Annotated in this window: 16 protein-coding genes; 5 read left to right on the top strand and 11 right to left on the bottom strand. The window is 67.4% G+C overall.

Translation table 11 applies throughout. From position 1 onward, the window contains the following. Positions 1–325: 325 nt before the first annotated feature. Positions 326–1,195 (top strand): DUF8757 domain-containing protein, encoded by an 870-nt coding sequence (locus OWR29_RS39455; protein ID WP_267568665.1) that lies wholly within the window; start codon positions 326–328, stop codon positions 1,193–1,195. Positions 1,196–1,217: 22 nt separating this feature from the next. On the opposite strand, the gene OWR29_RS39460 is transcribed toward OWR29_RS39455, so the two are convergent. The 8 genes from OWR29_RS39460 to amcB form a co-directional block, all read right to left on the bottom strand. Continuing rightward, positions 1,218–1,496, bottom strand: coding sequence for a DUF4326 domain-containing protein (locus OWR29_RS39460; protein WP_267568666.1), 279 nt, complete (start codon positions 1,494–1,496; stop codon positions 1,218–1,220). A gap of 1,119 nt (positions 1,497–2,615) precedes the next feature. Then, positions 2,616–5,423, bottom strand: coding sequence for an RNaseH domain-containing protein (locus OWR29_RS48095; protein WP_324291304.1), 2,808 nt, complete (start codon positions 5,421–5,423; stop codon positions 2,616–2,618). Further along, entirely contained in the window at positions 5,420–8,767 is a 3,348-nt protein-coding gene (locus OWR29_RS39475) for a hypothetical protein (RefSeq protein ID WP_267568667.1), read from the bottom strand. The genes OWR29_RS48095 and OWR29_RS39475 overlap by 4 nt, the downstream gene beginning before the upstream one ends. Then, a complete protein-coding gene (locus OWR29_RS39480; RefSeq protein WP_267568668.1) occupies positions 8,764–9,999 on the bottom strand; it encodes a restriction endonuclease-related protein in 1,236 nt (411 codons plus the stop codon). The genes OWR29_RS39475 and OWR29_RS39480 overlap by 4 nt, the downstream gene beginning before the upstream one ends. Positions 10,000–10,068: 69 nt before the next feature. Beyond that, on the bottom strand, positions 10,069–10,914 hold the full coding sequence (locus OWR29_RS39485) for a hypothetical protein (protein ID WP_267568669.1): 846 nt from the start codon (positions 10,912–10,914) through the stop codon (positions 10,069–10,071). Positions 10,915–11,758: 844 nt separating this feature from the next. Further along, positions 11,759–12,373, bottom strand: a complete 615-nt coding sequence (locus OWR29_RS39490; protein ID WP_267568670.1) for a pentapeptide repeat-containing protein — start codon at positions 12,371–12,373, stop codon at positions 11,759–11,761. Positions 12,374–12,423: 50 nt separating this feature from the next. Beyond that, entirely contained in the window at positions 12,424–12,609 is a 186-nt protein-coding gene (gene amcA / locus OWR29_RS39495; protein WP_267568671.1) for a multiple cyclophane-containing RiPP AmcA, read from the bottom strand. After that, positions 12,606–13,748, bottom strand: a complete 1,143-nt coding sequence (gene amcB / locus OWR29_RS39500) for a cyclophane-forming radical SAM peptide maturase AmcB (RefSeq protein WP_324291302.1) — start codon at positions 13,746–13,748, stop codon at positions 12,606–12,608. The genes amcA and amcB overlap by 4 nt, the downstream gene beginning before the upstream one ends. 308 nt (positions 13,749–14,056) lie before the next feature. Between amcB and OWR29_RS39505 the strand changes: the two genes are divergently transcribed. Continuing rightward, positions 14,057–15,412, top strand: coding sequence for an NsdA family TPR-like regulatory protein (locus OWR29_RS39505; RefSeq protein ID WP_267568672.1), 1,356 nt, complete (start codon positions 14,057–14,059; stop codon positions 15,410–15,412). 17 nt (positions 15,413–15,429) lie between these two features. On the opposite strand, the gene OWR29_RS39510 is transcribed toward OWR29_RS39505, so the two are convergent. Continuing rightward, on the bottom strand, positions 15,430–15,945 hold the full coding sequence (locus tag OWR29_RS39510; protein WP_267568673.1) for an NUDIX domain-containing protein: 516 nt from the start codon (positions 15,943–15,945) through the stop codon (positions 15,430–15,432). A gap of 340 nt (positions 15,946–16,285) precedes the next feature. Between OWR29_RS39510 and OWR29_RS39515 the strand changes: the two genes are divergently transcribed. From OWR29_RS39515 to OWR29_RS39525, 3 genes are all read left to right on the top strand, one after another. Then, positions 16,286–16,474 carry a hypothetical protein gene (locus OWR29_RS39515; protein ID WP_267568674.1) on the top strand — a complete coding sequence of 63 codons (189 nt, stop codon included), beginning with the start codon at positions 16,286–16,288 and terminating at the stop codon, positions 16,472–16,474. Positions 16,475–16,705: 231 nt separating this feature from the next. Next, on the top strand, positions 16,706–17,647 hold the full coding sequence (locus tag OWR29_RS39520) for a tyrosine-type recombinase/integrase (RefSeq protein WP_438872714.1): 942 nt from the start codon (positions 16,706–16,708) through the stop codon (positions 17,645–17,647). Positions 17,648–17,794: 147 nt separating this feature from the next. Further along, positions 17,795–19,057, top strand: coding sequence for a site-specific integrase (locus OWR29_RS39525; RefSeq protein WP_267568676.1), 1,263 nt, complete (start codon positions 17,795–17,797; stop codon positions 19,055–19,057). A gap of 218 nt (positions 19,058–19,275) precedes the next feature. Here OWR29_RS39525 and OWR29_RS39530 read toward each other — a convergent pair whose 3' ends face one another. Both OWR29_RS39530 and OWR29_RS39535 read right to left on the bottom strand, forming a co-directional pair. After that, complete coding sequence (locus tag OWR29_RS39530) at positions 19,276–20,322, bottom strand: hypothetical protein (RefSeq protein WP_267568678.1); 1,047 nt, start codon at positions 20,320–20,322, stop codon at positions 19,276–19,278. After that, positions 20,319–24,686 carry a hypothetical protein gene (locus tag OWR29_RS39535; RefSeq protein WP_267568679.1) on the bottom strand — a complete coding sequence of 1,456 codons (4,368 nt, stop codon included), beginning with the start codon at positions 24,684–24,686 and terminating at the stop codon, positions 20,319–20,321. The genes OWR29_RS39530 and OWR29_RS39535 overlap by 4 nt, the downstream gene beginning before the upstream one ends. Positions 24,687–24,746 lie beyond the last annotated feature (60 nt).

Below are 24,746 nucleotides of genomic sequence, written 5' to 3' on the forward strand. Positions count from 1 at the left end.
AGGGCGGCTGTTGTCGAGGCCCCCGGGCGTTTCGAGACGGCCGGATGGTCAGTGTGCTCGCAGAACCGTACGAGATGTGGGCCGCGCTTGAGCGTGATGGCACGCGGGCTGATCGGATTCGAGTCGAACGGCTCGCCGACAGCTGCGACCATCGGCGAGCGTGACCGTCCACATGGTCAGTCTTCGGGCGCTGACCGCACGACCACGAATCGGTGATTGTCATTATTCCGACGGTGTGGGTCACTGCCTCGCGTTCATGAAGGACATTGTCAGCATCGCTCTAGCTAGGAGTAATAGCGTAAACACTCTTCGTGCGGGTGGTGGCGTGACCCAACTGTCCTTCTGGGGCCCCGACGACCAACGCAGCCCTGCGCCCAAAGTCGGCAAGGTAGCGACGTTGCGGCTGTTGATCACCGTTAAGGCGGCGCCCAATCCGTCAGCCAGGCACGGCGAGACCGTATGCGTGGGAGCTCTGAGCGTAGATCCGGGCCGGCGCAGCTGGATCCGCCTCTACCCGATCCACTTTCGTGACCTCGACGACGACAACAAGTTCCGCAAGTACGACATCGTCACCGTCGACGCGGTCCCGGCCGTCCACGACCGGCGTCCAGAAAGCTGGCAGCCCATCGTCGGTACCGTCCGGTTCGAGCACCATCTCAACCCCGGTCCCGCCCGGCGCCGCTATCTCGACCCGTACGTCGAGGAATCGATGTGCCGGCTCATCGAGCGGACACGCGAGGCGTCCGATGCCCCGTCGATCGCGCTCATCCGCACCCATGACATCAGCGGGATGACCATCAACCGGCACCGGGGCTGGACACCTGAACAACAAGCCAAAATCAACGGCTACCTGAGCCAGCTCGACATCCTCGATGACCATCACCGCGCACCGCTGCAGGCCCCGCGGTTCACCGGCTCGTACCGATATCGGTGCGCCGACCCACGCTGCCGCGGCCATCGACAGAGCCTGCTCGACTGGGAGTTCGTCGCGTTGCAGCGCCGCCTTGGCAGCCTGACCGACACCGAGGCCGCCAACCAGCTACGCGCTAAGTTCCTCGATCAGCTGTGCTCCGCCGATCGTGACGTCGCCTTCTACGTCGGCAATCAAGCCGCACGCCCGCAGGCGTTCAGCATCGGCGGGGTCTACGCACCACCGCGGCCGACAAGCCGGCATCGTCTGCGAGTCAGCCGATGACCTCCAGCAGCACGTCGGCATGTCAGTCGGCCGTCAACGGGCACCAGCACGCCAGCACATGCCCCGGCAGTTCCCGCCGGGCCCGTTCGATCAATTCGGGCCGCTCGTGCAGCCACTGACGGTAGAGGCGCAGCGCCTCCGTTCGGCCGTACACGCGGGCGCTGTAGGGATTGGCCCAGGGCGAGCGCCGCAGCCCGAAACCTTGACGGCCCACATAGATCGCTGCTGGCGGGACCACCGGATGGTACAAATCGCCGGACACCCGTACCCGTGCCGAGCGTGTGGCGGAATCCGAAGTCACGGCAGAACTCTACGACCCCGAGCAAGTCGCCGAGGTACTGCCTTCTCCTCGACCGTCAATCTGCATCACGCAGGGGCGGAGTGATCACCATGGCTCACTGCAACGACTGCTGCCTGCGGCTGCCCTTGACCAAGACGAGGGTTCTGCCCAAGCACTACTCCGCCGAGACCCATGGGTGGTGGTCGTACGGCGAGCAGAAGCAATGCCCCGCCTCCGGCACCGACCGGTACACCGCCGAGCGGGACATGCGCGGTGGCTGCCGCCGCACCCACAGCGGCCAACGATGTCCGTGCTGCCAGCGTGTCTTGAAGCTGAACAAGAACGGCAAGTTTCCCAAACACACGACAGTTTCCGGCGATAAGTGCGAGCTCTCGCAGGCGAACAGCCGTTAGGTACGCCGGCACCCTTGCACACGGCCGTGCTGCGGTGACTGCATGAGGCAGGTCGTCATGGGCCACTTCTGTAAAGCATCCTAGGAGGCTGAGTGGCCGGAAATCCCGGGCGATCATGAGGGGGAATTTGGTTCGAACGGCGATGGGTTCGGGTGTCGTTGCCCCCACGCGCGCGGCCAATGACCCCACCGACGAGCGGGCTCCACGGCAGGCCGCCTACGCCCTGATCGGCGAGCAGCGGGAACATTTCCTGCTACTCGCCGCGCTGCACCGAGTTGTACTGGTCCTGCATGGTGTCGCCGCTCCCGGAAGCGTGACCCCCGGGTGGTCGTCGGGTTCTCAAATTTCGCGGAGCGTTGACACATGGACGCGAATCTAGTCAAGCCCCGCCAGTCGGCAGCGTGCTGCAGTTTCGCGAACTGCCACGCGAACATACTCGACGCGCCGAGATAGCGGCCTTGCCGGCCTTGACAACGTCGTGCAGCAAATCTGATCGCGCGGTACCGCTAAGTGGTTTCACGTTTAAGCGCGCGCCGGGCGCCGGGTACAAATCCATCCGCCAGGATCTGCTCTCGCGAGAGCACAAGCGCTCAGCGCCGAGCGCACGCGTTGACCGATCTCGGGGACATAAAAACACAGCTGCTGTCGGCGGAATTAGCACCGCGTAGGGAGCAAAGAGCCGTGCCCCCTACGCGATTCGCAGTCGTTACCACGCCATCATCAGGGCTCAAGCCTCGTCGTCGAGGTCGACTTCCTCGTCGGCTGATTGTGCAGTTCGGCGGTACTGGGGGTGGTCTTTGTCCATTTGGATAGCCGCGTGCAACGCGACGGGGTAGCGGGCGCGATCGGACCAGTACATGGTTTGGTGACAGAGTTGGGCGGTGGCGAACGCGAGCGCTTCGTGGGAGACCCGGTCGGTGAGCGCGATGGGGAAGATCTCGGTGGCGGTCATCGAGTACCACGGCTCGGGGATCTCGCTTTTGCGGCGTTCTTCCTTGATGTCGGACATGACGGCGCATTGCGCGTCCCACCTGGTGTATTTGGCGCCGAGCCGGCCCGAGTTGCCGCCGTCGTAGTTGCGGGGCACGTTGCACAGCAGCCAGACCGGTGTGCCGAAGTCGGTCTCGATCTTGTACAGCGCGTTGGATGTCTCGCCTTCCTTCGTGGCGTCTCGGCTGCTGAGCTGGTGTGTGTACCCGGTGGGTGGGGGCACGCGGTCATCGGCGATGTTGACACGGATGATCGCGTCGGGCCGTTCGTCTGCGGGCAGGCTGTAGCCGGGCAGCCAGTATTTGCTCTTGCCGGTGTCGGGTCGTTTACCTTGCTTGCTGTTTTGCAGGCCGTCCCAGATGCGCCGGGCGCTGTCTTCGTCGACGGTGATCACGTAGGGGCGTCCGTCGAGGTCTTCGACGAGGTCTTCGAGGGCTTGTTCGATGACGGTGCCGAGGTCGTCCCAGCGCTGGCGATAGGACTTCTTACTACCGCTCTCCGTCGGGTAGTCGGTGGCGTGGAACTGGTTCTGGGCGGTGCGGTAGGGCTGCCAGCGGGCCGTGGTCGAGCTCCAGCCGTGCAGTTGCCACACGTCGCCGGAAGCAGTTGGCGGGATCAGGGCGGTGGCCGTCACGATGGCTTTGGGTGCGCCTTTCTCGCCCTTGCGATTGTTCTGCTGGCGGATGTGGAAGCCGACGTGAGCGAGGCGGTCGGCCCCATAGACGGCATGCCGGGCTTCGGGCCGCAGGGCGTTGGCGATGCGGTCGTCGATGATGCCCAGCGAGCGGTACAGGTCGAGCAGTGCCATCTCGCACGGATGATCGGGCGTTTTTTGCTCGATGATGCCCTTGTCGTTCGCGCCGAGCAGGTACTGGCTGGCGATGTCGCGAGCGGCCAGGATGGTCTTGGTCTGTGGTTTGGCGTCCAGCTCCTGCAACGCGGCCTTCTTGAGGCCGGGGGCGTCCTCGGTGGTGGGCATGTGGGTCTCGCACCAGGTGCCGACCAGGACACCGCCGGCAGAGTCGAGCGCCGCTTGCGCAGGCTTCAACGCCTTCGTGCGGCCGTTCGGGCTGCCGTGGGCGAGGAAATCGCCCATGAAGTGGAATACCGCGGTGATGGTGCCGCCGTAGAGGTCGATCTCTTGGCCGTCGCGGGGGTCGAGGCCCTTGGTGTCGAGGCCGTAGGTATTGGCGAGGGTGTTGAGCATCCGTAGGCGGGTCTCGTCGCGGTACCAGAGGCAGACCAGGCGCAGCTTGGTGAAGCCGGCGGCCTTGACCGCGGCGGTTATGGAAGCGGGGTCGGGGAACGCGGAGCCCTTGGCTCGGAGCCGGATGTCTTCGCCGGACTCGCGGGCGGCTTTGCGCCGGTCCATCTCGGCCTTGGACACTTTTTCCGGGTCGGTGGGGCGATGCGGCCATGTCAGGGTGGTGGCGCGGGCGACGAGGGGCTCGGCTTGGTCGCCGAATTGCTGGAGGACGTGGGTGTTGAGCACGCGCAGGTGGTGCATGCCGGTGCCAACCCCGATGGGGAACTGCTTGTTCTTGGCCAGCACTGGCCAGATCTGGCCGGGGCGTTCCCGGGGGAACGTCAGCTTGGGCTTGCCGTCCGGCCCGGCCGCGGCGATGGCTTCGGCGCGCATCCGCTGTTCGGACTGCGAGCGGGTCGCGATGGCCTTCAGGATGGAGTAGTCCATGTCGAGGCGTCCGAGCGCTTCGAGCGCGTATCGGCTGATCGTGCGGGCTCCACCGCCGCCGTGCAGGGCCACCTCGAGGACCGGCCGATTTTCTCCCGGTTGGACGGCCAGGACGGTCCTTCCAAAGATCAACGAGTCGGAGATGCGGGTCACCTTGGAGGTCACCATGAGCACCGGGTGAACGATGTTGGGCATCGTCTCCAGGCTCAGGGTGGTCCGCGACAGCGCGTATCGGCCACCCTGGTCACTCTCCCACGGATCGTCGAGGGCGATCAGCCCGCCGGTGACGTCCGGGCGCAACCCGATGGTGAGCCCGTCACGGACCTTCCATGGGCGGGCAGCCAGCTTCTGCGCCAGTCCCCAGGCGACGGTGCGGAACACCCAGTTCGGGGCGATCGGCTGGGTACCGGCCTTCGGTTGAATGTGTTCGGCCAGGTTGGTCGCGATTTGCGGCGTCTCCGCGATGCTCTGCGCGACCGCGGGTGGCTGCCGCAGATCGATGTCTTGGACCGCCACCCCGTGGGCCAAACCGTGGGTGAGGGCGAACACCCGGCACAGCAGCTTGTCGTCGATGGGCTCCCGCGAGGCCAGAAACGGCTGCGGGCCGCTAGGTTCGAAGTACACGTATCCACCGGTCAGCACGCTGAGCACGGTGGTGGCGATCGAGTACGGCGCCTGCGCGGACTCGTTGCCGTAGCGGTCCTTGCAGGAGCGTTCGAAGTTCTCCCAGAGGGATCGGGTCTCGGAGCTCAGGTGCCGCAGGTACACGACGTCGTCGCCGACCAGGTCGGGGGTGCAGCGGTAGGCGAGCGTGTCGAGATAGCGGCCGGGCTCACGGCGTTGGGGGGTCACTCGTCCTCTTCTCGGGAGACATCTGTCAGGGGGTACTCGGTGGGGTCGATGCCGGCGTACGACAGGAACGCGTTGAGTGCTTCGCCGTACAGGTCGTTCATCTGCGCGCGCACGTCGGGTGGCCATTTGGCGTGGATGCGGCGCAGGATGGTGTCGAGGTCGGCGCTCCAGGTGTCCTCGTGGAAAGCGTGGTCGACCATGTGCAGGACGGCTTCGGTGCCGCCGCGGCGAGCTCGGCCGGCGAGCTGGATGAGGTCGACGATCATGCCGGCGACGACTTCCTCTTGCAGGGACTTCTGCATGGAGGTGAACTGGTTGGCTGAGCGCAAGAGCAGCCGAAGCCGGTCCCAGGCGGCGTCGCGGGCGCCGGCGAGCGCGGCGATTGGGTTGCTGCTGCCCTCGGCGGGCAGGGCGCGTATGCCGGCGGCGTTGATGCTGGCGTACATCTCCGACGGCTCGCTGAGCAGTGCCAGCGGCCGCACGCAGAGGTAGACCGAGCGGACCGCGGAGCGGATGCCCTTGACGATGTTGAGCCCGCGCGCGATCACCGATAGCGGCACGACCAGGATGTTGCCCCGGTCGGGGAAGGTCTCGAATTCCTCGCTGGTCAGCCGTACGGCGCGGTTCTCCCGCGGCAGTTCCGGGTTGTGGCTGTGCCGATCCTCGGCGTGCACGGCTACGCACAGCCCTTCTCGGTAGGAGCCGGACTCGGAAATGCCGCGGGCGATCCACGCGCACTGGTCGTAGGAGTTCGCCACGACGAGCACATGCGCGCGGTCGGGGTCGTTGGTGACGGCTTTTTCCAGCTCGCTGCGGATGTAGCGGTCGTAGAGCTGGTCGCCGAGTTCGATCAGGGCGCCGCGTTTGCGGCTGGGGTGAAGCCCGGACACCTTGATCGGCTCGCCGAACAGCGGGTGGCCTTTGCCGTACTCGATACGGCGTTTGCGGGCGCGGATGGAGCGGGCTTGCGCGTCGGTCATCCACCAGCGGACCGGCGCGTTGACGTGCTCGCGGACCGCTTGCGGGAAGAACGCGGTCGCGGACAGCCCCATGACGGGCCGCTCGACGCCGGCCAGGCTCAGCGAGACGATCCCACCAAGTTCAGAGGTGAACAGGTGCGGGTCGCCGCCGATGGTCTGCGCGACCAGTTCGGCGCTGCGCTCCTTGTCGTCGAGTCCGGTGACGCGGTAGCCGGTCAGGGACCGGCCGAGCATCCCGATCGGCATCACGGCGGTGATCGCCGAGTTCTGCAGCTGGTCGATGATCTTCTGGGCGGAGCGCAGTCCGGAGGAGCGGAAACGCTGCGCGGTGCTGCGGACCTCGGCCAGGGCCTCGTCGAGTTCGATCATTACAGCGCGGGTTGCCAGCAGGTTGATGATCTGCGCCCGGCGGTGCCCGTCGCTGATCGACTCGCTGAGCAGTTCGTGCAGTTGGATCTTGACAGCGTCGAGCAGCAGCTCGCCCCGGGGTCCTACCAGCGCGCTCAGGCCGCGTTGCACATCGGCCCAGACGGATTCAAGCGTGCCGCTGGCGCGTCCGTGCCGGTCCTCTTGCCGGTAGCGCTCAGGCATCAGCGCGTTGATCCGTTCGACGACCTCGGTGGGGATCCCGGCGTCGCCGAGGTCAAGATCGGGCCACATCAGGGCAGCGAGCGTACGGTCGCGGCCTCGGGCCATGTGCCAGCGGCTGCTGGTCTGGTCGGGGACGCGGTCCTTGGCCCGCGCGTCCTCGACGACGGTCAGCTTGAGGCTGTTGCGGCAGATGCTCAGCAGCAGGAACTCGGCCATGAGCCGCACGTGGCTGACCGACGGCAGCAGTTCGTTCTCGTCGTCGATGGGCAGCCGCTTCGCGTCGGTGTCCATCGCCTGCGGGGCGGAGGTCCAATGCCGGCGCGAGTGCAGCTTCACGTCGCTGGCGCAGCGGTCGATGGCCCGCGACTGGAACTGGTCGACCTCGTCGATGAGCACGGCATGGCAGGTGCGCAGCGCGAACTCGGCGGCCGTCAACGTGTACACGGGGCGGCCGTCGAGGTTGATTCCGATCCGCAGGGTGCCCTGCAGGAACAGGAAGTGGTTCATGACGACCACGTTGGCGTCGCATGCCTGGTAGACCGGGGTGAACTTGCTGCAGGTCGGGATCCACGGGCAGGCCGATGCACCGACGCCCTGACGGGTCAGCGACAGGCAGGGCTCACGGCCGGGCGGGTAGTCTCCCGTGGCCTCGGTGAACTCCCGTTGTGCGCAGCCGTAGGCGAGCGGGTCGATGTCGCGTTGCCCGCGCAAACCCCAGTCGCCGGGCGCTTCGGGGTCCTCGTCGATCAGCGACGCGTGCTTGACGGCCCGGTCCTGCATGCTGCTGGTGGACATCAAGTGCGCGCAGCTCGGCGTGTGGTCCCAGGAGCGCGGCTTGGCCTGCAGGTGGGCGAGGTCGCCTTGGATGTTCCAGGTCATGGCCAGGCAGGCCTTGATGTCGGGCTGCACGATGGTCAGACGCAGGTTGTTTAAGGCGAACCAGCTGGCCAGGACGCGAACCAGGACGCTCTTGCCGGTGCCGGTGGGGGCGTGGAAGATTTCCAGGCCGCCGGCCGACATCGTCAGCACGTCGGCCGGCGAGACGGTGTCGGAAGTCTGCAACACCTCGAACAGCCCGGACAGCGTGGTGTGCAGGAACCGTTTGCCGGTCGGGAACCGTTCGTCGATCTCGGCGGCCAGGGCCAGCAACTCGTCCTTGGGGATTCGCAGCTCGCTCGCGTGGGCGACGGTCGAGACGTGCGGCAGCCGATCGAGGTCGAACGCTTCGGTGAAGTGCGGGTAGCGGGGGATGCTCACCCGGCCGGAAATCTGACCGCAGTCCTTGACGTAGATCGTCGGGGTGATCCACGTTCCGGGGCCGGCGAAGTCCGGCGGCTTCGGGCGGGCGCTGGGCCGCCGGAACCGGGCGGTCTGACGATCGGCGTAGTCCAGCAGGTTCCCGCCGACCCGGGGGAACGCGGCGTCGGCCGTGAACGGGTTGGCCCCGGCCAGCTCGAAAGCCGCGATCGGGCCCGGTTCGTCGTCCTCGCCGGGATCCTGCGGGACCAGGGCGGTGCGGGCGGCGACCGAGAACGCTCGGTGCTCGGCCAGATCGGCCGGAGCGACCGAGCCGAGCAGGGCGATGCGCTGCTTCTCGTCGTGGGTCAGGTCGCTCCAACGGTCCCACGCCGTGTACTTGCCCGACAGCAGGAACGCCGCGTCGGCGAACCCGGCTGCGTCGCGGGCATCCCCGGCCATACGGCGGGGGAAGTAGTGGGCCGCCAGCGCCAGGGCGGCGTTCACGACGCTGGTCTGCACAGTGGGATCGCTCATGCCCAGCTCACCCCCGCCCGGGTGCAGACGAACTCGCCGAAAGCCGAGGCGGTGATCGCCTTCATGCCCCAGCGGGCGCACACCTCGGATAGCAGGGGGATCTGCCCGGCCCGGTAGTCCGGGACCACGAGCCATTCGGCACCGCCGCGGTCGCCTTCCTGCGCGTGGATGAGGCTGCCGAGCGTTGCTGCCGACGTGTAGTCCTTGACGTCGACCTTGAAGGGCTTGTCCGTGCCCGGGACCGTCACGCGCAGGTCGTAGGCGTCCAGCGAAGGCCAGAGTTCCACTTTTAGGCCGCGTTTGCGCAACTGGTCACGCAGCGCCAGCTCCGGAATGCCCGGGACGGTGGTGTAGCGCCAAACGCCCCGGACCAGAGCCTTGTGCTTGTCCACCGGCCTCGGCTCGGGGATCTCCTCCAGGTCGGGGAACAGCACCTGCTCGCGGGCTGCCAGCCGGTCCGGCCGCGGTTCGGGAAGCAACACGGCCGGGGATGAGTCCTTGGCCGGGCTGAACAGGTATGAGGCACCCATCTCCGCGTGCGGGGCGTGCCAGCATCGCGCCGAGCCTGTCAGGGTGCCGGCGCTCTTGCGCAGCACCAGCCGCATCGGCCACCGGCAGATCGGGCACCCGTACCACCAGCCCTGGTGCGTCGAGCCGTACGGGATGTCCTGGTAGAACTCGACCACGCTCGGCGGCAGCCGCAGGTCCGCCAGGTCGGCGGTAGGGCCGGCCGGGTACCGGATCAGGTCCTCGCGGCCGTTCTCGTAGATCGATTGGACGCCCTGCTTGCTCAACGCCAGGTACACCGTCTCCTGCTCGACTTCCTCGCGCAGTTCCCGCCCGCCCGCCACGCTCGTCACCCGGTTGAGCCTGCGCAGCGTATGCAGCAGCATCCGTTGCTCGAAGTCCAGGTCGAAAGCGTTCTCCGCGACCTGCCCGTCCTGATCGACGACCGACAGTCCTTGGAGGTCGACCGGGTCGACTCCTGTGGGCAGCAGTTGCGCCAGATCCCCCGACAGCGCGTCACGAAACTGCCCGAACGGCAGCGGGTTGCCGGGCCCGCGCGCAGCCATGACGGTGCCGTGGCACTCCATCAGCGTCGCCAGCCGCTGTTCCGGGTTCTGCCCGGGGCTGGTCAGGGCCTTCGCCCCGTGTACGGCCGCTTTGGTCACGAGATAGCGAGCATGAAGATCACTGAATGTGCTGGTGTCATCATTGACAGCATTGGTCACGAGGGCGGATGTTAGACCCACCCTCCGACAAAAAACCGGCCCAGCGGCGCCCCGGCCCAGTGTCAGAAATCAGACGCGGTTGTGAAGCCCACTAACGTCCACCCCGGGATACCGCTGGCGGTAAAGGTCAGCGAACGCCGTCACGTGATGCTGCCCAAGTTCGGTCAACTTCCACCGGAACTCCTCCACATGCGTACCACCGGCGGCGAGCACCGGAACCGACTCGATCAGCCCTCGGCTCGGCGACCCACCGACCGCCTGGCGATAGCCGACACCGAGAAAGAACAACGCCCGTCCCGCCAGACGGTCCTCCGGCAACCCCTCCGGCTCGGCCGCCGCGACCCGGACCAGAACGCCCCACAACCACTCCGACAGCAAATGCGGCTCATGATCGACCTGCACGGGCTCGTCCAACCCCGCGCGCGCCGCTGCCCGCCCACGCCGGGTGATCTCCACCAGCACCCGGGCTACCTCACCGACTGCAGGGTGTTCGATGACATCCTCGGTCACGATCACCAGGCCACGACGGGCCAGGGCATGAACTGTTCCGCCCGTACCCGGGTCGTGAACTCCACGTCGGCGTAGCCGCTCCTGCAAGCGGGTGTAACCCGTCCGTGTCGGCGCTGCTTTCAGCGTCAGCGGGAGCTGACGCCACTCGGCGGCCTTCGGCACGGGCAACCGCCGCAGCCGCCGCATCCACATCTCCGTGGCCGTCATCCGGTCGTCGCGCATGATCTCACCCAGATACACGCGCTGGCGTTCATTGAGCGCCGCCCATGCAGCGATCGCCGCCCTCGAGTGGCCAGTGCGATCGGGGGCCTCCACCAGCGGCGCGGACTCCTGAGGCCGGGTACGCATCCACGCGTCCAAAACCATCCGCGTCGATACGCGGTAGACCTTGGCCAGCGTAGTCACCAGCCGACCAGTCGCCTCGGGCTCGTTCCAACCCTGACCCGCGAGCGGCTCGCCGCATTCAAGCGCGGACAAGACCCCTGCCGACACGCCCAATTCCTGGCCAACCGGAGATGCCCTCACCGCAGTCGCTGCGTCAGCGAGCCGCAGCCCAACAGCGAATCGCAAATCCGCTAGCGTCTCACGACCGGGCTCAACGTCGATCAACTCATCGGGGCGACACCCCACCGCCTCCGCCAAGCGCTCTGCCTGCACCGGGCTCGCTGCGCGTAGCCCTTCCTCGAAAAGGAAGACCTCCCGGCCGGACATCCCAGCCAGCGCGGCCACATCGCGTCGTGCAAAGCCGCACGTTCTCCTGCGGGCGGCCAGAGCGCCCGGGATGAGCGGGCGAGTCGACGGTGCGGCCGGGCTAAGACTGACAGTGGTCATCATCACCACCTCAGTCCCAGATCGTCACGCACAACCCTCATCGTCATCGCAACCGTCACCACCTGCGACGATAGCCCGCCATCAAGCGCGGCGCAGGGAACCCGTCCAGCCTCGCACGCAGCTCCACCCCAACCGACTATCGAACACATGTTTGATTTTGGCACAGAGGAGCCGACAAGGTCGAGCCATCACCCAGGACAGGCTCTGGTCGACGCTTCTTGTTGGACGACCGGCCAGCCGTCCTTTTGACGGCCCGGGCCCCTCCCCACCACCAGCCGACCGAAGATTCACCGTGCGCACCATCGGTGTGGCGCTATGCCGACCCACAGTGTGGTCGGGCGGCGTCGCGGCCTATCGGGCGAGCTGTCTAATCGCGCAGCGTCGTGGTGCACGACGAACCTGACTGCGTCCCTCCCTTTCAAGGAGATTCGAGCGCGACGGTAATGGCCAGTTCGTCGAGGAACAACTGTGTCAGTGCCGGCAGCTGCGAGTCGCCGAGGATCGCACCGCGCAGCGCGGTGGCGCTGGCAAGACCACTGAGATCGTTGCCTCGCAGATCGGTCCCCCGCAGGTCGCAGCTTTCAATCGCGAGGCCGGTGAATTTGCAGCCATCGAAGGCGGCCGTTGGCAGTGCGCAGGCGGACAGCGCGGTCTCCGTCAAGGAACAGCCGACGAAGGCGACGGGGCCGGTTGCCTTGATCTGGTGCAGGGTGGCGTAATCGAGGCGACAGTTTTCGAAGATCACGTCTTTGACGGCGACGGTGTCGAGATGTGCGCCAACCAGAGAGCAGCTAGTAAGGACGCAGCGGTCCAGCCGGGCTGAGGTCAGCGTCAGACCGGACAGGTCGGCGTCGGTCAGCCAGGACCGCGTCACGGAGATGTCTTCTAGCGTTGCGCGTGCCCAAGTGTCGCCGGTGATGACTACCTCACTGACGGCTTCGCCCGCGCGCGGAGCCTTCTCCCATCGGGGTAAGTCATCAGGTTCTTCACCAGGCAGAAGTACCTTCACGTCTCGTACAGCACGGATCTGCATGGTTCACCTTAAGCAGCGGGCGGCGGCGAGGGCGCCGCCGCCCGCAAGCCTCATCTCTTGTTGTTCCAGTTGTCCCAGCTGGGCCGGTTGTCGAACTGCGGTTTGGTGTTGTCCCAGGTGGGGCGGTTGTCGAACTTCGCGCCATCGACGGGAGCGGGGGCCGAGTCGCTGGGGCCGCGGCCGAGGCGTTCGAGGACGGAGGCGTCGATGCTGGTGAGCTGTTGAACGATAGTCACAGTGTCCCTCCTTGGACGTGAGCGAGCGCGGAGCGCGCGACGGCCTGGTAGGCGGTGCGGCAGTAGTTGGTCTCGGTGGTGTCGAAGCGGCCATGCTCGAAGAATCTGTTGCCGGCTTGGGCGCCGCGGCAGAAGCTCCAAAACTCGCATCGGGCGGCGCAGCGGCGCAGGCCGGTGTCGAACTCGTGGACGTAGCCCACGCGCGGCAGGCGGGCCATCATGGCGGGCAGGGATTCGGTCAGGATGTTGCCAATGATGAAGTCGTCGTAGCGGGGCGCGGTGACGCCGAGCAGTTCAGGCGAGAGCACGACTACCTGGCCGGTGGCTGCGACGGTGGGGATGGGATCGTAGGCGCCGGCCGCGTCCTTGCCGCCGCCTGTCGCATATGTGAGCCAGCTGCGGAGCCGGTCCAGATCGCGGATATGCAGCCGGGGGTAAGTGCTGCGCAGCTGCCAGAGTCGGGCCCAGAACTGTTCGGCTTGGGCGGTGGTGACCTGGGGCCGGTGGGCGTTGAGCCCTTCGAGTTCCTCGATGTTAAATCCCACTGACACGCATCCCAGGTTGGCGAAATACTGGATGAGTTGGTCGGGGTGCGCGATGGTGTCCGTGGTGATGACGCAGATCGCGCTGAAGGCGATGTGAGCCGTCTTGAGCTGATCGATCCCGGCGAGCGTCCGGGCGTGACTGGAGCGCCCGGCACGGTCGACGCGGGTCGCGTTTAGCGGTTCTGGCCCGTCGAGTGAGACACCGACCTGGACTTGATACTTGCGCAGCAGGTCGATCCATGCCGGCGTGATCAGGGTGGCGTTGGTCTGGACAACGTGGCGAACGCGACCGGCGGCGCGCAGTAATTCAAATGGCGCCAGGAGCTTCACCATGTGGGACAGGGGTGTTGTCAACGGTTCGCCGCCGTGCCATACGACTTCGACCGGTACATCTGCCGGTTGCTGGGCGATTGAGCTCGCGAGACGCTCAGCGACCTTGGCCGGCATCAAGGTTTGCCGGTTACGGCCGGGCAGGTAGCAGTAGTCGCAGTCGAGGTTGCACAGCGTTGCCGGCTGGGCGATCACGGTTCGGAACTGTTCTCCGATCATCACTGGACGCTCGGGCGTGAAGTCGCGTGCTTCAAAGGCGGTCACGGCCGTTCACCGCCGGTGGGCGCGCTGATGCGATGCGACGAATGGATGAGGTAGCAAGGTTGCCTCACGATCGGTTCTCCTGGTGACAGCGCACATCAGTAAGTGGGGCCTGTTGTCATCAGAGCCCGGCGCCTAGGCAGCCCGGAAGACGTGAGCAGCTGTACCGGCTGGTGCGTCGCTGTCCTTCGTTGTGCGGGGTTGTGCTCAATACGCGGGGGCCGTCGATCACCGTCCAAATCCGCTACCCTCAACACCCAGCGCACACGCCCGCGCACTCCTGGTTATGCGTCCACTCGGGAGGACCGACAGTGGCCGGCACCCAACGTCCGATCGCCAACTCTTGTCTGGCCGGGCTCATTACCGAGGCGGACATCTCTCATGCGGCCCTGGCCCGGCAGGTCAACCAGTTGGCCCGCCGCGCCGAGCATGGCGGCCTGGACCTGCGCTACGACTCCAGCTCCGTCCACCGGTGGCTACGCGGTGCCGTTCCCGCCCCGCCGGCGCCTCAGCTGATCGCCGCCGTCCTGACCCGGCGCCTGCACCGTGTGATCACATCTGATGATGTGCTCGATGACGGCGTCGCCTATCTCGCCCTGCCCGACACCGCCGACGCGACCACCGCCTCAGCCACCAGCCTCTGGCACCGCATCGCCATGCGCCGCGAAGCTATTCGCTATCCCTTTGTTGCTGCCGCGGGCCCCGAAGCCGGCTGGCGCTGGGCATTCGGGCCCGCCGCCGCGAACGTCTCGCGCTCCGGAACCCGACGAGTCGGCATGAGCGACGTCGATAGGATCCTCGCCGCCCGCAGCGACTTCGCCGATCTCGACCGCCGCCACGGCGGTGGTTACGCTCGCGCCTGGCTCAGTGACTACCTCGATCACGAGGTGACGCCCCTCCTTCACGGCACCTACCGCGACACCGTCGGCAGAGCCTTGTTCGCCGCCGCTGCGGTCCTGACCGAAACCGTCTCCTACATGGCCTTCGACGCCGGCGAACAAGGCCTGTCCCAGCGCCTGAGCATCCAAGGACTCGCCTTGGCCAAACACGCCGGAGACACCGCTTTTGGCGCCTACGTCATGAGCAACATGGCCGCCCAGCTCGTCTACCTCGGCGACGGCGCCAAAGCCGCCCAGATGGCACGCGCAGCATCCGCGTCAGCGCGCCGTGCTCCTGCGGCGCTACTCGCCAGAATTCACACCACTGAGGCCCGCGGACACGCTCTCGCCCACGACGCCGGCGAGTGCCGCACCTCGCTTCGACGCGCCGAGACCGCCCTCGCGCGTTCGATACCCGATAGCGCACCAAGCTGGCTCGGCGCGTCCAGTCTGGCCCACCACGCCGGGTCCACCATGCACTGCCTCCATGACCTCGGACAATTTGCGGAGGCCGACAAGTACAGCACCGCTGCCCTGGACTTGCCGACCGACAGCATCCGAGCCCGTGCCCTGCATCAGATCCTGCACGCTCGCGTCCAAGCTGGCCTCGGCGACATCGAACACTCGTGCCACACCGCTCGCTCGGCGCTGCTCGCGACGGGTCACCTGCGATCACGGCGGCTTCGCGACCGCATCCACGAGTACACGGCCGGACTGACCGCGCATGGCCAGCATTCAGCCGTTCTGAGCTGGAAGTCCGAAGCCCGCGAGCTGCTGGGAGCCGCGTGACCTCCTCGGACAGACGATCAAGTCGGGCGGGGGACTTTCGGACTGGCGTGCTGCACCACCGCCCCGTTGAACAGGTAGGCCACGCCGCCCGACTTTCGAGCCAGCAACGCCGCCTCGACACGATCTGCGGTGTTCGCCGTCAGCCGTGACCGCAGATCCGTACGCGCCACAAAGGCGAACTCCTCCAGCTCTTCAGACTGCAACGAGATGCGAGACGGGTCATCCATCACGCCGCCGTCGAACAGAAATCCGAACCATGCTTTTCGTAGCTCAGTCGGCGGCACCCAGTCCACCACCAGCAACCGCCCCAGGCTGAGCTCGAAACCAAGCTCCTCGGCCACTTCGCGAGCACAACAGAGATGCGGCGGCTCCCCGGCCTCCATGATCCCACCGGGAACGTTCCAGTGATCCCGGTAGTTGGGTTTCACAGCGAGTACGGATCCTCCTGAGGGGTCCGTGATCAACGCGCTCGCCGAGGACAGAAAGCTTGGCAAGCTGGCATACCACTGCGATGGCTCGAGCCGCTCACCCACAGGCCATACGCTACGCGGCTGACACCATGCGCCCGAATGCGGCCCGCCTAAGCCGGAGAAGGACTCCGGACACTTAGTGAGCCACTGAGGCATGCGAGCGATACTCAGATCGCGGCTTGCATCACTCCTACGAACTTTGAGCCGTCTTCGCCGGCATGACCACTGACATCCGGAGCCCGGCTGGCAAGTACACACCGCGCACGGCTGACGCGAGCAGCTCGCACAGCGCCGCATCACTCGCAGACGACGGCCCAGCGATCATCAACGATGACCCGAACGGGCTTCGCATACGCGTCCAGCAGATTTCCGTCGAGACCGTGCGCCGCGGCAGACTGACGCCATGACGATCATGAAAGACGAACCTCATGGGGCGATCCGGATCGAGGTCTTCCTCAACCCGCTGACCGAAAGGTTCGGCCTTCAGATCATCGATGAGGGGCCTCACACTCTGTCTCCGCAGGAGATGGAGGACGTCCTGTCGATGGCGTTGCGCAACGTCGCTGCTCGACGCACGATCACCTCCGCCTAGATGTCAAGGTCACGTATCCCTGCCGGGAGCTGGGGCCGCATCCGTCATCTCGAGCAGCAGCCAGGTAAGTGGCGGGCGTGGGCAACCTTCAGGGACGCCGACGACGTGGCTCGTGTGGTCGAGGCGTACGAGAGCAGCCGGCAACGAGCAGAGATCAGGCTAAACGCAAAGCTCGGAGATCGGGCCCAACATGAGCTGACCACTACGACCCGGGTGAGCAGCCTGGCTGATATGTGGCTCGAGGAGCTGCAGCTCGAGGGACGGATCGTCGCGCAGACCATCGATCGCTACACCGGATGTCTGCGCCAGACCGTACTGCCCGCGTTTGGTGACCCGGTGATCAGCGAGCTGACCGTGGGCCGCTTGGATCGGTTCCTGAAGACGCTCGCGCAGGCGAAGCCATCGCAGGCACGCAACGCCAAGGTCGTGCTGAAACAGATGCTGGCGATGGCAGTCCGGCACGGCGCTATCGCAGCCAACCCGGTACGCGAAGTGGGACGCCTCCCCCGGGCGCGCAAGCCGGTCAGCGTCCTCACGCTGGACGAGCTCGGGCTCATCCGTGCGGCCATCGCCGGCTGGCGGCGCCGGCACACCACCGGGCCCCGGCGCAACAACAACCTTGCCGACATCGTCGAACTGTTGATCGCGACCGGCGCCCGGATCGGCGAAGTCCTGGCGCTGCGCTGGCAGGACATCGATCTCGACGACGGCCGCCCCACAGCGACGATCTGCGGGACGATTGTCTTCATCAAGGGACGGGGTTTCCTGCGGCAGAACTGGACGAAGACCGACGCCGGTTTCCGCACCGTGGTCCTGCCGAATTTTGCGGTTGATGTGTTGTGGCGGCGCTTCAACGACCGGGCACATCCCGTTCGTGGCCGGCCGACCGTCGATGCCGTCTTTGAAAGCCGCAACGGCACGTGGCTCTCGCCCTACAACGTCGGCCGACAGTGGCGTGAGGTCCGCGCTCGAGCCGGGTTGGACTGGGCGACCCCGCACACCTTCCGCAAGACCGTAGCTACAGCCCTGGGCAATGCCGGCAGGACCACGGAGGCCTCACGTCAACTCGGTCACGCTAGCGAAGAGGTCACCCTGAGCTACTACATCGCCAAGCCGAAGCTCGCGCCGGACGTGACCGACGTGCTGGAGACGCTCGGGCCGCGCCGTCGATAGCCAGTCCACACTCAAGACTGCTCCGGTGCACACCACCTCTAAACCATCCTAGGAGGCTGGGTCGAGGGGGTATCGCCACTTTCGAACGGAGGAGCGGCACCTGTTCGGTGTACACGGTTTCCCGTGTGCCGAGTCAAGGTCGACCCCATGGCTTCCATATACGCACGAGGGACCTCGTTCTGTGTCCGGTGGCGGGCCGCCGGTGGTCGGCAGCAGTGCTGCACGTTCCGCGGCCCCTCCAACATCAAGGCTGTTGCGGCCAAGCAGTACATCGAGGCACAAGGTGCCCTGGTGAGCAGGGCTCAGGTGTACGCGGCGGTCGATCCGAGCTCGTCGCAGGCGATGCCGCGTCCGCCTACGATGCTGCTGCGCGACTGGATCGAGCGGTGGCTGGCGCTGAAGGTCGACGTCGCGGCCACCACGTACGCCGAGTACGCGCGCATCCTGCATGGCCGGGTCACCGCGGAGCTTGGGCATCTGCCGGTGGCGCGGATCAGCCGTTACGAGCACCTCGATCCCTGGAAGGCTGAGCTGGCGCGGACGATGATGCCGGCCGGGGTCCGGAAGCACTGGACCGTGCTGAATCAGGTGATGCACGACGCGGTACCCCATCTGCGTGCCGACAACCCGATGCGCCGCCCACCCGGGCGCCGCGGCAACGGACTCCCCCGCGTCGCACCTCATCACGCGTGCGTGCTCGAGCCGACCCAGGCCGGCATCCTGCTGGCGCACTGCCCGGCTCCCCTGTACGACGTCGTAGCGGCGCTGCTCGGGACGGGGCTTCGCCTCGGTGAGCTGCTCGGACTTCGCGTCGGCGACGTGCGTCTCGGCCCGGATCCTGTGGTGCAGGTGGACCGGACGTTGCACCGCGACGGCACGGTCGGTGAGCCGAAGACGACGCGCTCGCGCCGTGCGGTCGCGATGACGCCGAGAACCGGAAAGCTGTTCGGCCGGCTGGTCGCCGGCAAGCTGGGCGAAGACCTGGTCTTTCCGGCGCCGGGCGGAGGGCCGTGGAAAGCGGGTAACTTGCGGCAGCGGTACTGGCAGCCCGCAGTGATCGCCGCGCAACGATGCCCGCAGCACCCACCGGTAGCCGCCTCATCCGGGTGGTTGAGCCCGCGAGCCGTCTCGGCCTGCCGCTGCCCGGAGCGGCTGCTGGTCCGGCCACGGCTGCAGGATCTGCGGCACACCCATGTCGCGTATCTGATCGCCGCGGGCTGGGACTTCCTGGCCATCCAGCTACGACTGGGCCACGCCTCGATCAGGACGACGTTCGATGTGTACGGGCATCTGCTGGCTCGTGGTGAGCGCTCGCGGCTGGATGGGCTCGACCGGCAACTGGGCTTGGCCCAAGCTACGGGCAGGTCGGCGGGATCAGTCCCGCAGGGGCGTGGAACGCGTCCCGCGTGAGCGCGTCGTCGGGCTGGCCGGCAGGTGCCACAACTGCCGGTGGGCTCGCTCCAATGGCGGATGACCGATCAGTAGTTGCACCGGGCATTTCCGTTTTCGCGGGCGACTCGACGTCCCGTCCTTGAGCTGCCTCGCGCGAGGGGCCGAGCAATCCACTGAAAGCGGGCGACGGCTCGTTCGACGGCTTGGGACGCTGGTGACACGGGCCGTCGAGCCGATCACCCGTGTGCCCAGGATGCGAGAGCATGCGCAGGAACGTTTTCCTGAGCGACGCGCCCTCGCGTTTCGCGGACCCGAGCGGTCTGCTGCCAGAGCTGGTCGCCGAGCCAGTCCCGGCCGGGCATCGCCGACCAGTTGACGCTTCCGGTGTTCTGGACGGGACGCTCGGCCATGGCGGCCCACAGGGCCACGGCGGGTTTGATGTCGGGCAAGCCGGCGGCGGCCGCGGCTGTTGCGGCGTCGGAGGCGATGGTGAGTCCGGCCGGGTCGAGGTCGCCCCAGTACCAGACTGTTCCGGTGACGGGGCCGCGTCCGCCGATGTCGACGCCGAGGGCGGCGACTTGTGAAGGGAAGGCGTTGCCGCATCCCCAGGCGACCGCGCCGATGCGGTGGGTGTGGCTGTTTCGCAGGGTGTCGGCGGCGACCCAGTAGGTGTCGCTGTTCTCAACGACCAAGATGTCCGGTCCCGGCCCGACCAGGACGGAAGGCAGCGGGGCGGGTATGCGGACACAGGCCAGCAGGTCGAAGCTGAGCCGGCCTGAGCCGAACAGGTTGGTGCGGGCCATACCGTCCAGGCACTTTTCGTCGCCGAAGATTTCTGCCGACCGGTAGCGCACCGGGACGATGCTGGTTGTGCCGCCGTTGGTGCGGGCGAGCCAGGTGTTGATGGCGATGAGTTCGCGGAGTCGGGCGTCGGACAGCGTCGGCAGGGAGGCGACCCAGCCGAGTTCGTGCCGCCACGGAAACCTGATCCATTCCTTGGCGCGCAGTGCACGGCGGGCTGCTGGAATGGTGACCGATCGTGGCAACGGGGGTGTGGTGGAGGTGTCCCACGCGGTGCTCGGCAGTTCCAGCAGGCCGCGGGTCTCGAGGTTGCGCAGGGCCGCTTCCAGGGCCGCGGCCTGGACCGCGTCACCGATCAGGCGTGGCGCGGCGGCGGTCCACAGGCTCCACACCTGAGACAGCGGCACGCGGACGGATCCGGTCCGGCCAAGCCCGTCAGCGAGGGCGTCGATTTCGGCGGGACGGGTGAGGGCGAATGTCATCGGCGGATCTCGTAGGTGGTGGCGTCGACCCAGTTCTTCGGTTCGTTCGGATCGCGTCCAGCGGTGAGGGCGGCGGCGATGTCGATGCCGTCGACGATGCGGGCGCGTAGCCGCAGGAAGGACAGGTTGCGTCGCAGGTCGCCGTCGTTGCGGAGTTTGACGACGACGGATCCGGGGCCGGTGAAGGCGGCGTCGACGCCGGCGTCGTGCAGGCCGGTGGCGCAGACCAGTTGCAGGCCGGTGTGGGCGGCGAGCCGGTGTTGCATGGCGATGAGGGTTTCGGCGGACGCGGCACCGAAGGGGTTGTCCAGCAGCAGGGTCCCGGGTGGTCGGGCGCCGCCAGGGCGGTGGGTGCTGCGTACGCCGGACAGGGCGCAGTAGACGAGGACGGCCAGGGTGAGAACTTGGCCGCCGGAGAATTCCTGCGGGATGCGGTCGGGTGGGCAGTAGATGACTTTGCCGTCGATGCGGGGCTTGAGGATCTCGATGGACCACGCGCCGGCGCGGAGGCGGTCGAGGACGGTGTCGCGGACGGCGTCGGCAAGCCAGCGGGCGCGGACCTCAGCTGAGGAGGCCCGTTTGGGATTGGCGGCGAGTTCGGTGGCCCAGGCGTCGATGCGGTCAGCCAGACGGGCGGCTGCTTCGTCGTCGGTCGCTTCCTCGAAGCGGATCTTGATGGCCGGGTGGTCGGAGAATTCGCCGAGTCCCGCGGGCAGGCGAGAGGCGCGGGTCACTTCGCGCAGCAGCCGGCGTTGCTCGCGGCAGAGGGTGAGTAGTCCGTCGCGCAGGATGGTCCGGTGGGTGTCGAGGTCGTTGAGGTCGGCGCGGGCGGATTCGGCCATGGATTGGATCCGGTGGGCGAGGGTTTGCGCTTCGGTGATCAGGTCGGCGTCGGGCAGGGCTCGGAGCCGGGCAGCGGCCGGGGCGTCCAGGTCGCGCCAGCGGGGTTCGTTGGCGCCGGCGCGGACGTTGGTGACGGCTTCGCCCAGCAGGTCACGAGCGGTGCGTTCGGCAGTTTCCGCTTGGCGATGGGCTTGGAACAGAGTGCGCATGTCGATCCGGGCGGTGTCTTTGCCGCCGGCGTAGATGCGGTCGGTGTGCATGAGTTCGGCGGGCCACATGCCGATGGTGTCGTTGAATGCGCTGATGTCGGCCACGACGGCGGCGTGCAACTCTTCGGCGTCGTGCTGGGCCTGCTCGGCGGCTTCGCGGCGCGCGAGCAGCTCGGCGTTGTGAATCTCGAGGCGTTCCAGCAGGTGCGGGATGTCCGTGGGTGTGGCCGGTAGCCACTGCGGGGTGTTGGAAAAGTCGATGTGGTTCTGCCGGTCGCTGGAGGCCGGAGTTGCCTCCCGGACTTCCGTGGCGGCGTTCTCCTGTTCGGTGACTGCTCGAAGGTGGGCTTTCGCGGCCTCGTCCGCCTCGGCCCGCGACCGGTTTTGCGCGGCGATCAGCGCGTCACGTGATGAGGCGGAGGTGGAGCGGGCCAGAACGACGGCTCGCTGCACGACAAGTGGGGCAAACCGGTCACGACGTTCGATGGCCTGGTCCAGATGCCGTTGCGCGCGGTTGAGGAATTCGGCCTCCCGCAGGCCTTGTTCGGCAGAGGTGAGTTCCCTGCGCAGTGACTCCCAGGCGGCCTGGACGACGGCGAGGTTTCCGCCGGGGTCGGCAGCGGCGTCTTCGACGCCCAGTTCGTCGCGCGCTGTCTGCCAGGTCCGGCGGTCCGCGCGAGCCTGAGCGGCGGCGCCAAGGCCGGCGGACATCCGGGCCTTGGCGGCGGCTCGGTTCTCTTCGGCGAGGGCGAGCCATCGTACGGCGTCAGCCTCGGCCGTCGCGATGTGTGCTCGCTGGTCGGCTGCAGTAGCGGCGGTGTCGGCGATGGCGACGAGTTGGGCAGCCTGCGCGGCGGTGTCTCGTGCGTGCTGGTGTTCGCGTCGTGCTTGGTCGGCGAGGCGGCGATGCTGGGCGGCTGCTTGACGTTGGCGGTCGCGTTCGGCGCTCAGGGTGGTCTTGCGCCGTACGGCCGATTCCACCTGGTCGGCTGAGCTTGTCGAGGTGGCGAGCAGTGCGGATCGTGTGGTGGCGGGCCAGCTGTCGGTGAAGGCGGAGCATGACGCGGCTGCTGCCCGGTGTGCTTCGGCAGCGGTGCGGGCTTCGGCCAGCTTCTGGCCCTGCTGTTGTTGGGTGGTCTCGAGTTCGGCGCGGGCGGCGCGGGCCCATTCACGGTCCCATGTCGCGCGGTGCGGTACGACCACGTGCCGCGGTCCCGGATCGGTGCGGGCGGCGGCACTGCTCGTCGACGTGGGTGCGACGGTGACCGTGACCGGTACACGGGTTCGGGGCTTGGCCTGCGTGAGATGGGTGATGGCCGCGGCAAAGCGGTGGGGATCGGAGACGATGACGGCGCCGGCGATCTCCGGACGGGCGGCGATGAACGCGGGCCGATCGGTGGGCTCGATGATGTTGCGTTCGATCCAGTCCAGGCCGGTGACTGCTCCGATGCGCTCGGCCAGCAGGATGTCGAGAACGGCGAGCACGTCGGCGCCGGTGGGGGCGGTGCCTGCCTCGTCGAGGTGCGCCAGCTCGTCGCGGGCGGCTCGGACCTGGCGTTCGTGGTCGGCTGCGCGCTCGTCGGCACGCCGTGCGGACTGTCCGGCCAGCTCGACGACGCGGCCGACGTCGGACACGTCGGCGGGCGTGCCGCCGAGCAGGGCGGTCACGGTGTCGTTCGCGGCGATGGCGGCGAGTTGGGCGTCGAAGGCCTCCAGCCTGATCCGGTCGGCGTTGGCCGCGGTGCGCAGTTCGACGAGTTGTTCCTCAAGGTTGTCCAGATCCGTCTGGAGGTCGTCGAAGGCGGTCTCGGCGGTCTTGGCCAGGCCGTCTTGCCGTTCTATCTCCGCGGCGGCCGCCTCGATCGCATCGTGCCACCGGCGCAGGCATCGCGCGGGACGTTCACCCGGCAGCAGCCACCCTGCCTCATAGGCTGCCTCGGTGGCCGCCTCGGCGGTCTGGATGGCCGCGTCGATGCGGGCCAGTTCCTGGCGTGCCGCGTCGCGAGCGCCTTCTGCCTCCTTCTCGAGGTCGAGGGCTTCACCGAGGGCCTGCTCGCCCTCCCGCGCTTGTTCGTCGGCGGCTTCAGCAACGGCATCAGCCTCTGCGATCAGGCCGTTCAGGCGGCCCGCGACTGCTGCCGCGGCTCGCGTGACCTGTTCGCGCAGGGGTGCCAGCTCCGCGTGCGCAGCCTCGTAGGCGATCTTCGCGGCGTCGCGTTGTTCACGGGCCACGTCCACCTCGAGAACCCGGTCGACCGCCTCCCAGGCGTCTCTTTCCCTCGCGGCATCGGCGGCCAGCCCGGCGCGGCGCAGGACGGCGGCGTCGGCTTCGGCGAGCCGATGCCGTGCTCGTTCCAGTTGCAACTGCAGCCGGATGTCGCTGATCTGGCCGTACTCCCGGCGCGCGGCGGCCAGCTCCCGGACGGCGGCCTCGACGGCCCTCGTCAGATCACTGAGCGCGGCGGTGTCTTGGGCCACGCGGTTGGACAGTGCGGCCGCATGTTCACCGCCGGCGACTCTGGCCTTGAGCGCCAGGGCGACTTTCTCGTCCAGCGCGGCTGTTCGTTGGGCCAGCAGTTCGACTCGTGGGGCCAGTTCCGTGCCGAATCCGGCGAGGGCGTCCAGGTAGGGCCGCTGTGCGGCGAGTTCGGCGTAGGGGCCGAGTTTGCCGGTGAAGTCGGTGATCTCCCGGTCGTCGTTGAGGGCGGCGATGAAGAACCGCACCACGTTGTCCGGCGAGTCGAAACTGGCGAGCAGTTTCTCGGCGCCGGCCTCGGAGTCGTTCATGCGCATCTGATAGCTGAACAGCACAGGGTCGATGCTGGTGCGGTCCTGCAGGGCCTGCGTCCACTCCGTTTGGATCCGGGTGAGGACCCATTGCGTTCGAGGATTGCTCGACATCAGGTCAGTGACTTGCGCGAGGTAGGTTTCCAGGCCCGTGCGGCGGCCGTCGGTGACGAACGGCAGGTCGTCGATGCCGGGCAGGCCCGGCCCGGTGCGGAACAGGTACCACGCCCGGTGCATGTTCGTGGTGGAGCGTTGTTTGTGGCCGGGCTGACGGCGGCCGTCCTTCCACTCCATCACCGCGCCGGTGACGGTGCGGGTTCCGGTCGTGGCGTCTTCCCATTCGCAGAGGATGTGGGAGGTGTCGCCGGTGAGGACGTAGTCACCCAGGTTCTTGCCGCCGACCTGGGCACGGGAGGCGGGTACGACCAGGCTGCACACCAGCGTGATCAGCGTGGATTTCCCGCCGGTGTTCGTCAACGACAGCAACACGCGGGAGGCGGCGCCGTCGCTGGTGGTGAAGTCCACGTCGAGCGGGTCGAACCGGGCTCCGTCGGGGCCGACGCCGTGCAGGCAGATGCGGCGCAG

The organism is Paractinoplanes pyxinae (assembly GCF_026626335.1).
Taxonomy (GTDB): Bacteria; Actinomycetota; Actinomycetes; order Mycobacteriales; family Micromonosporaceae; genus Actinoplanes; species Actinoplanes pyxinae.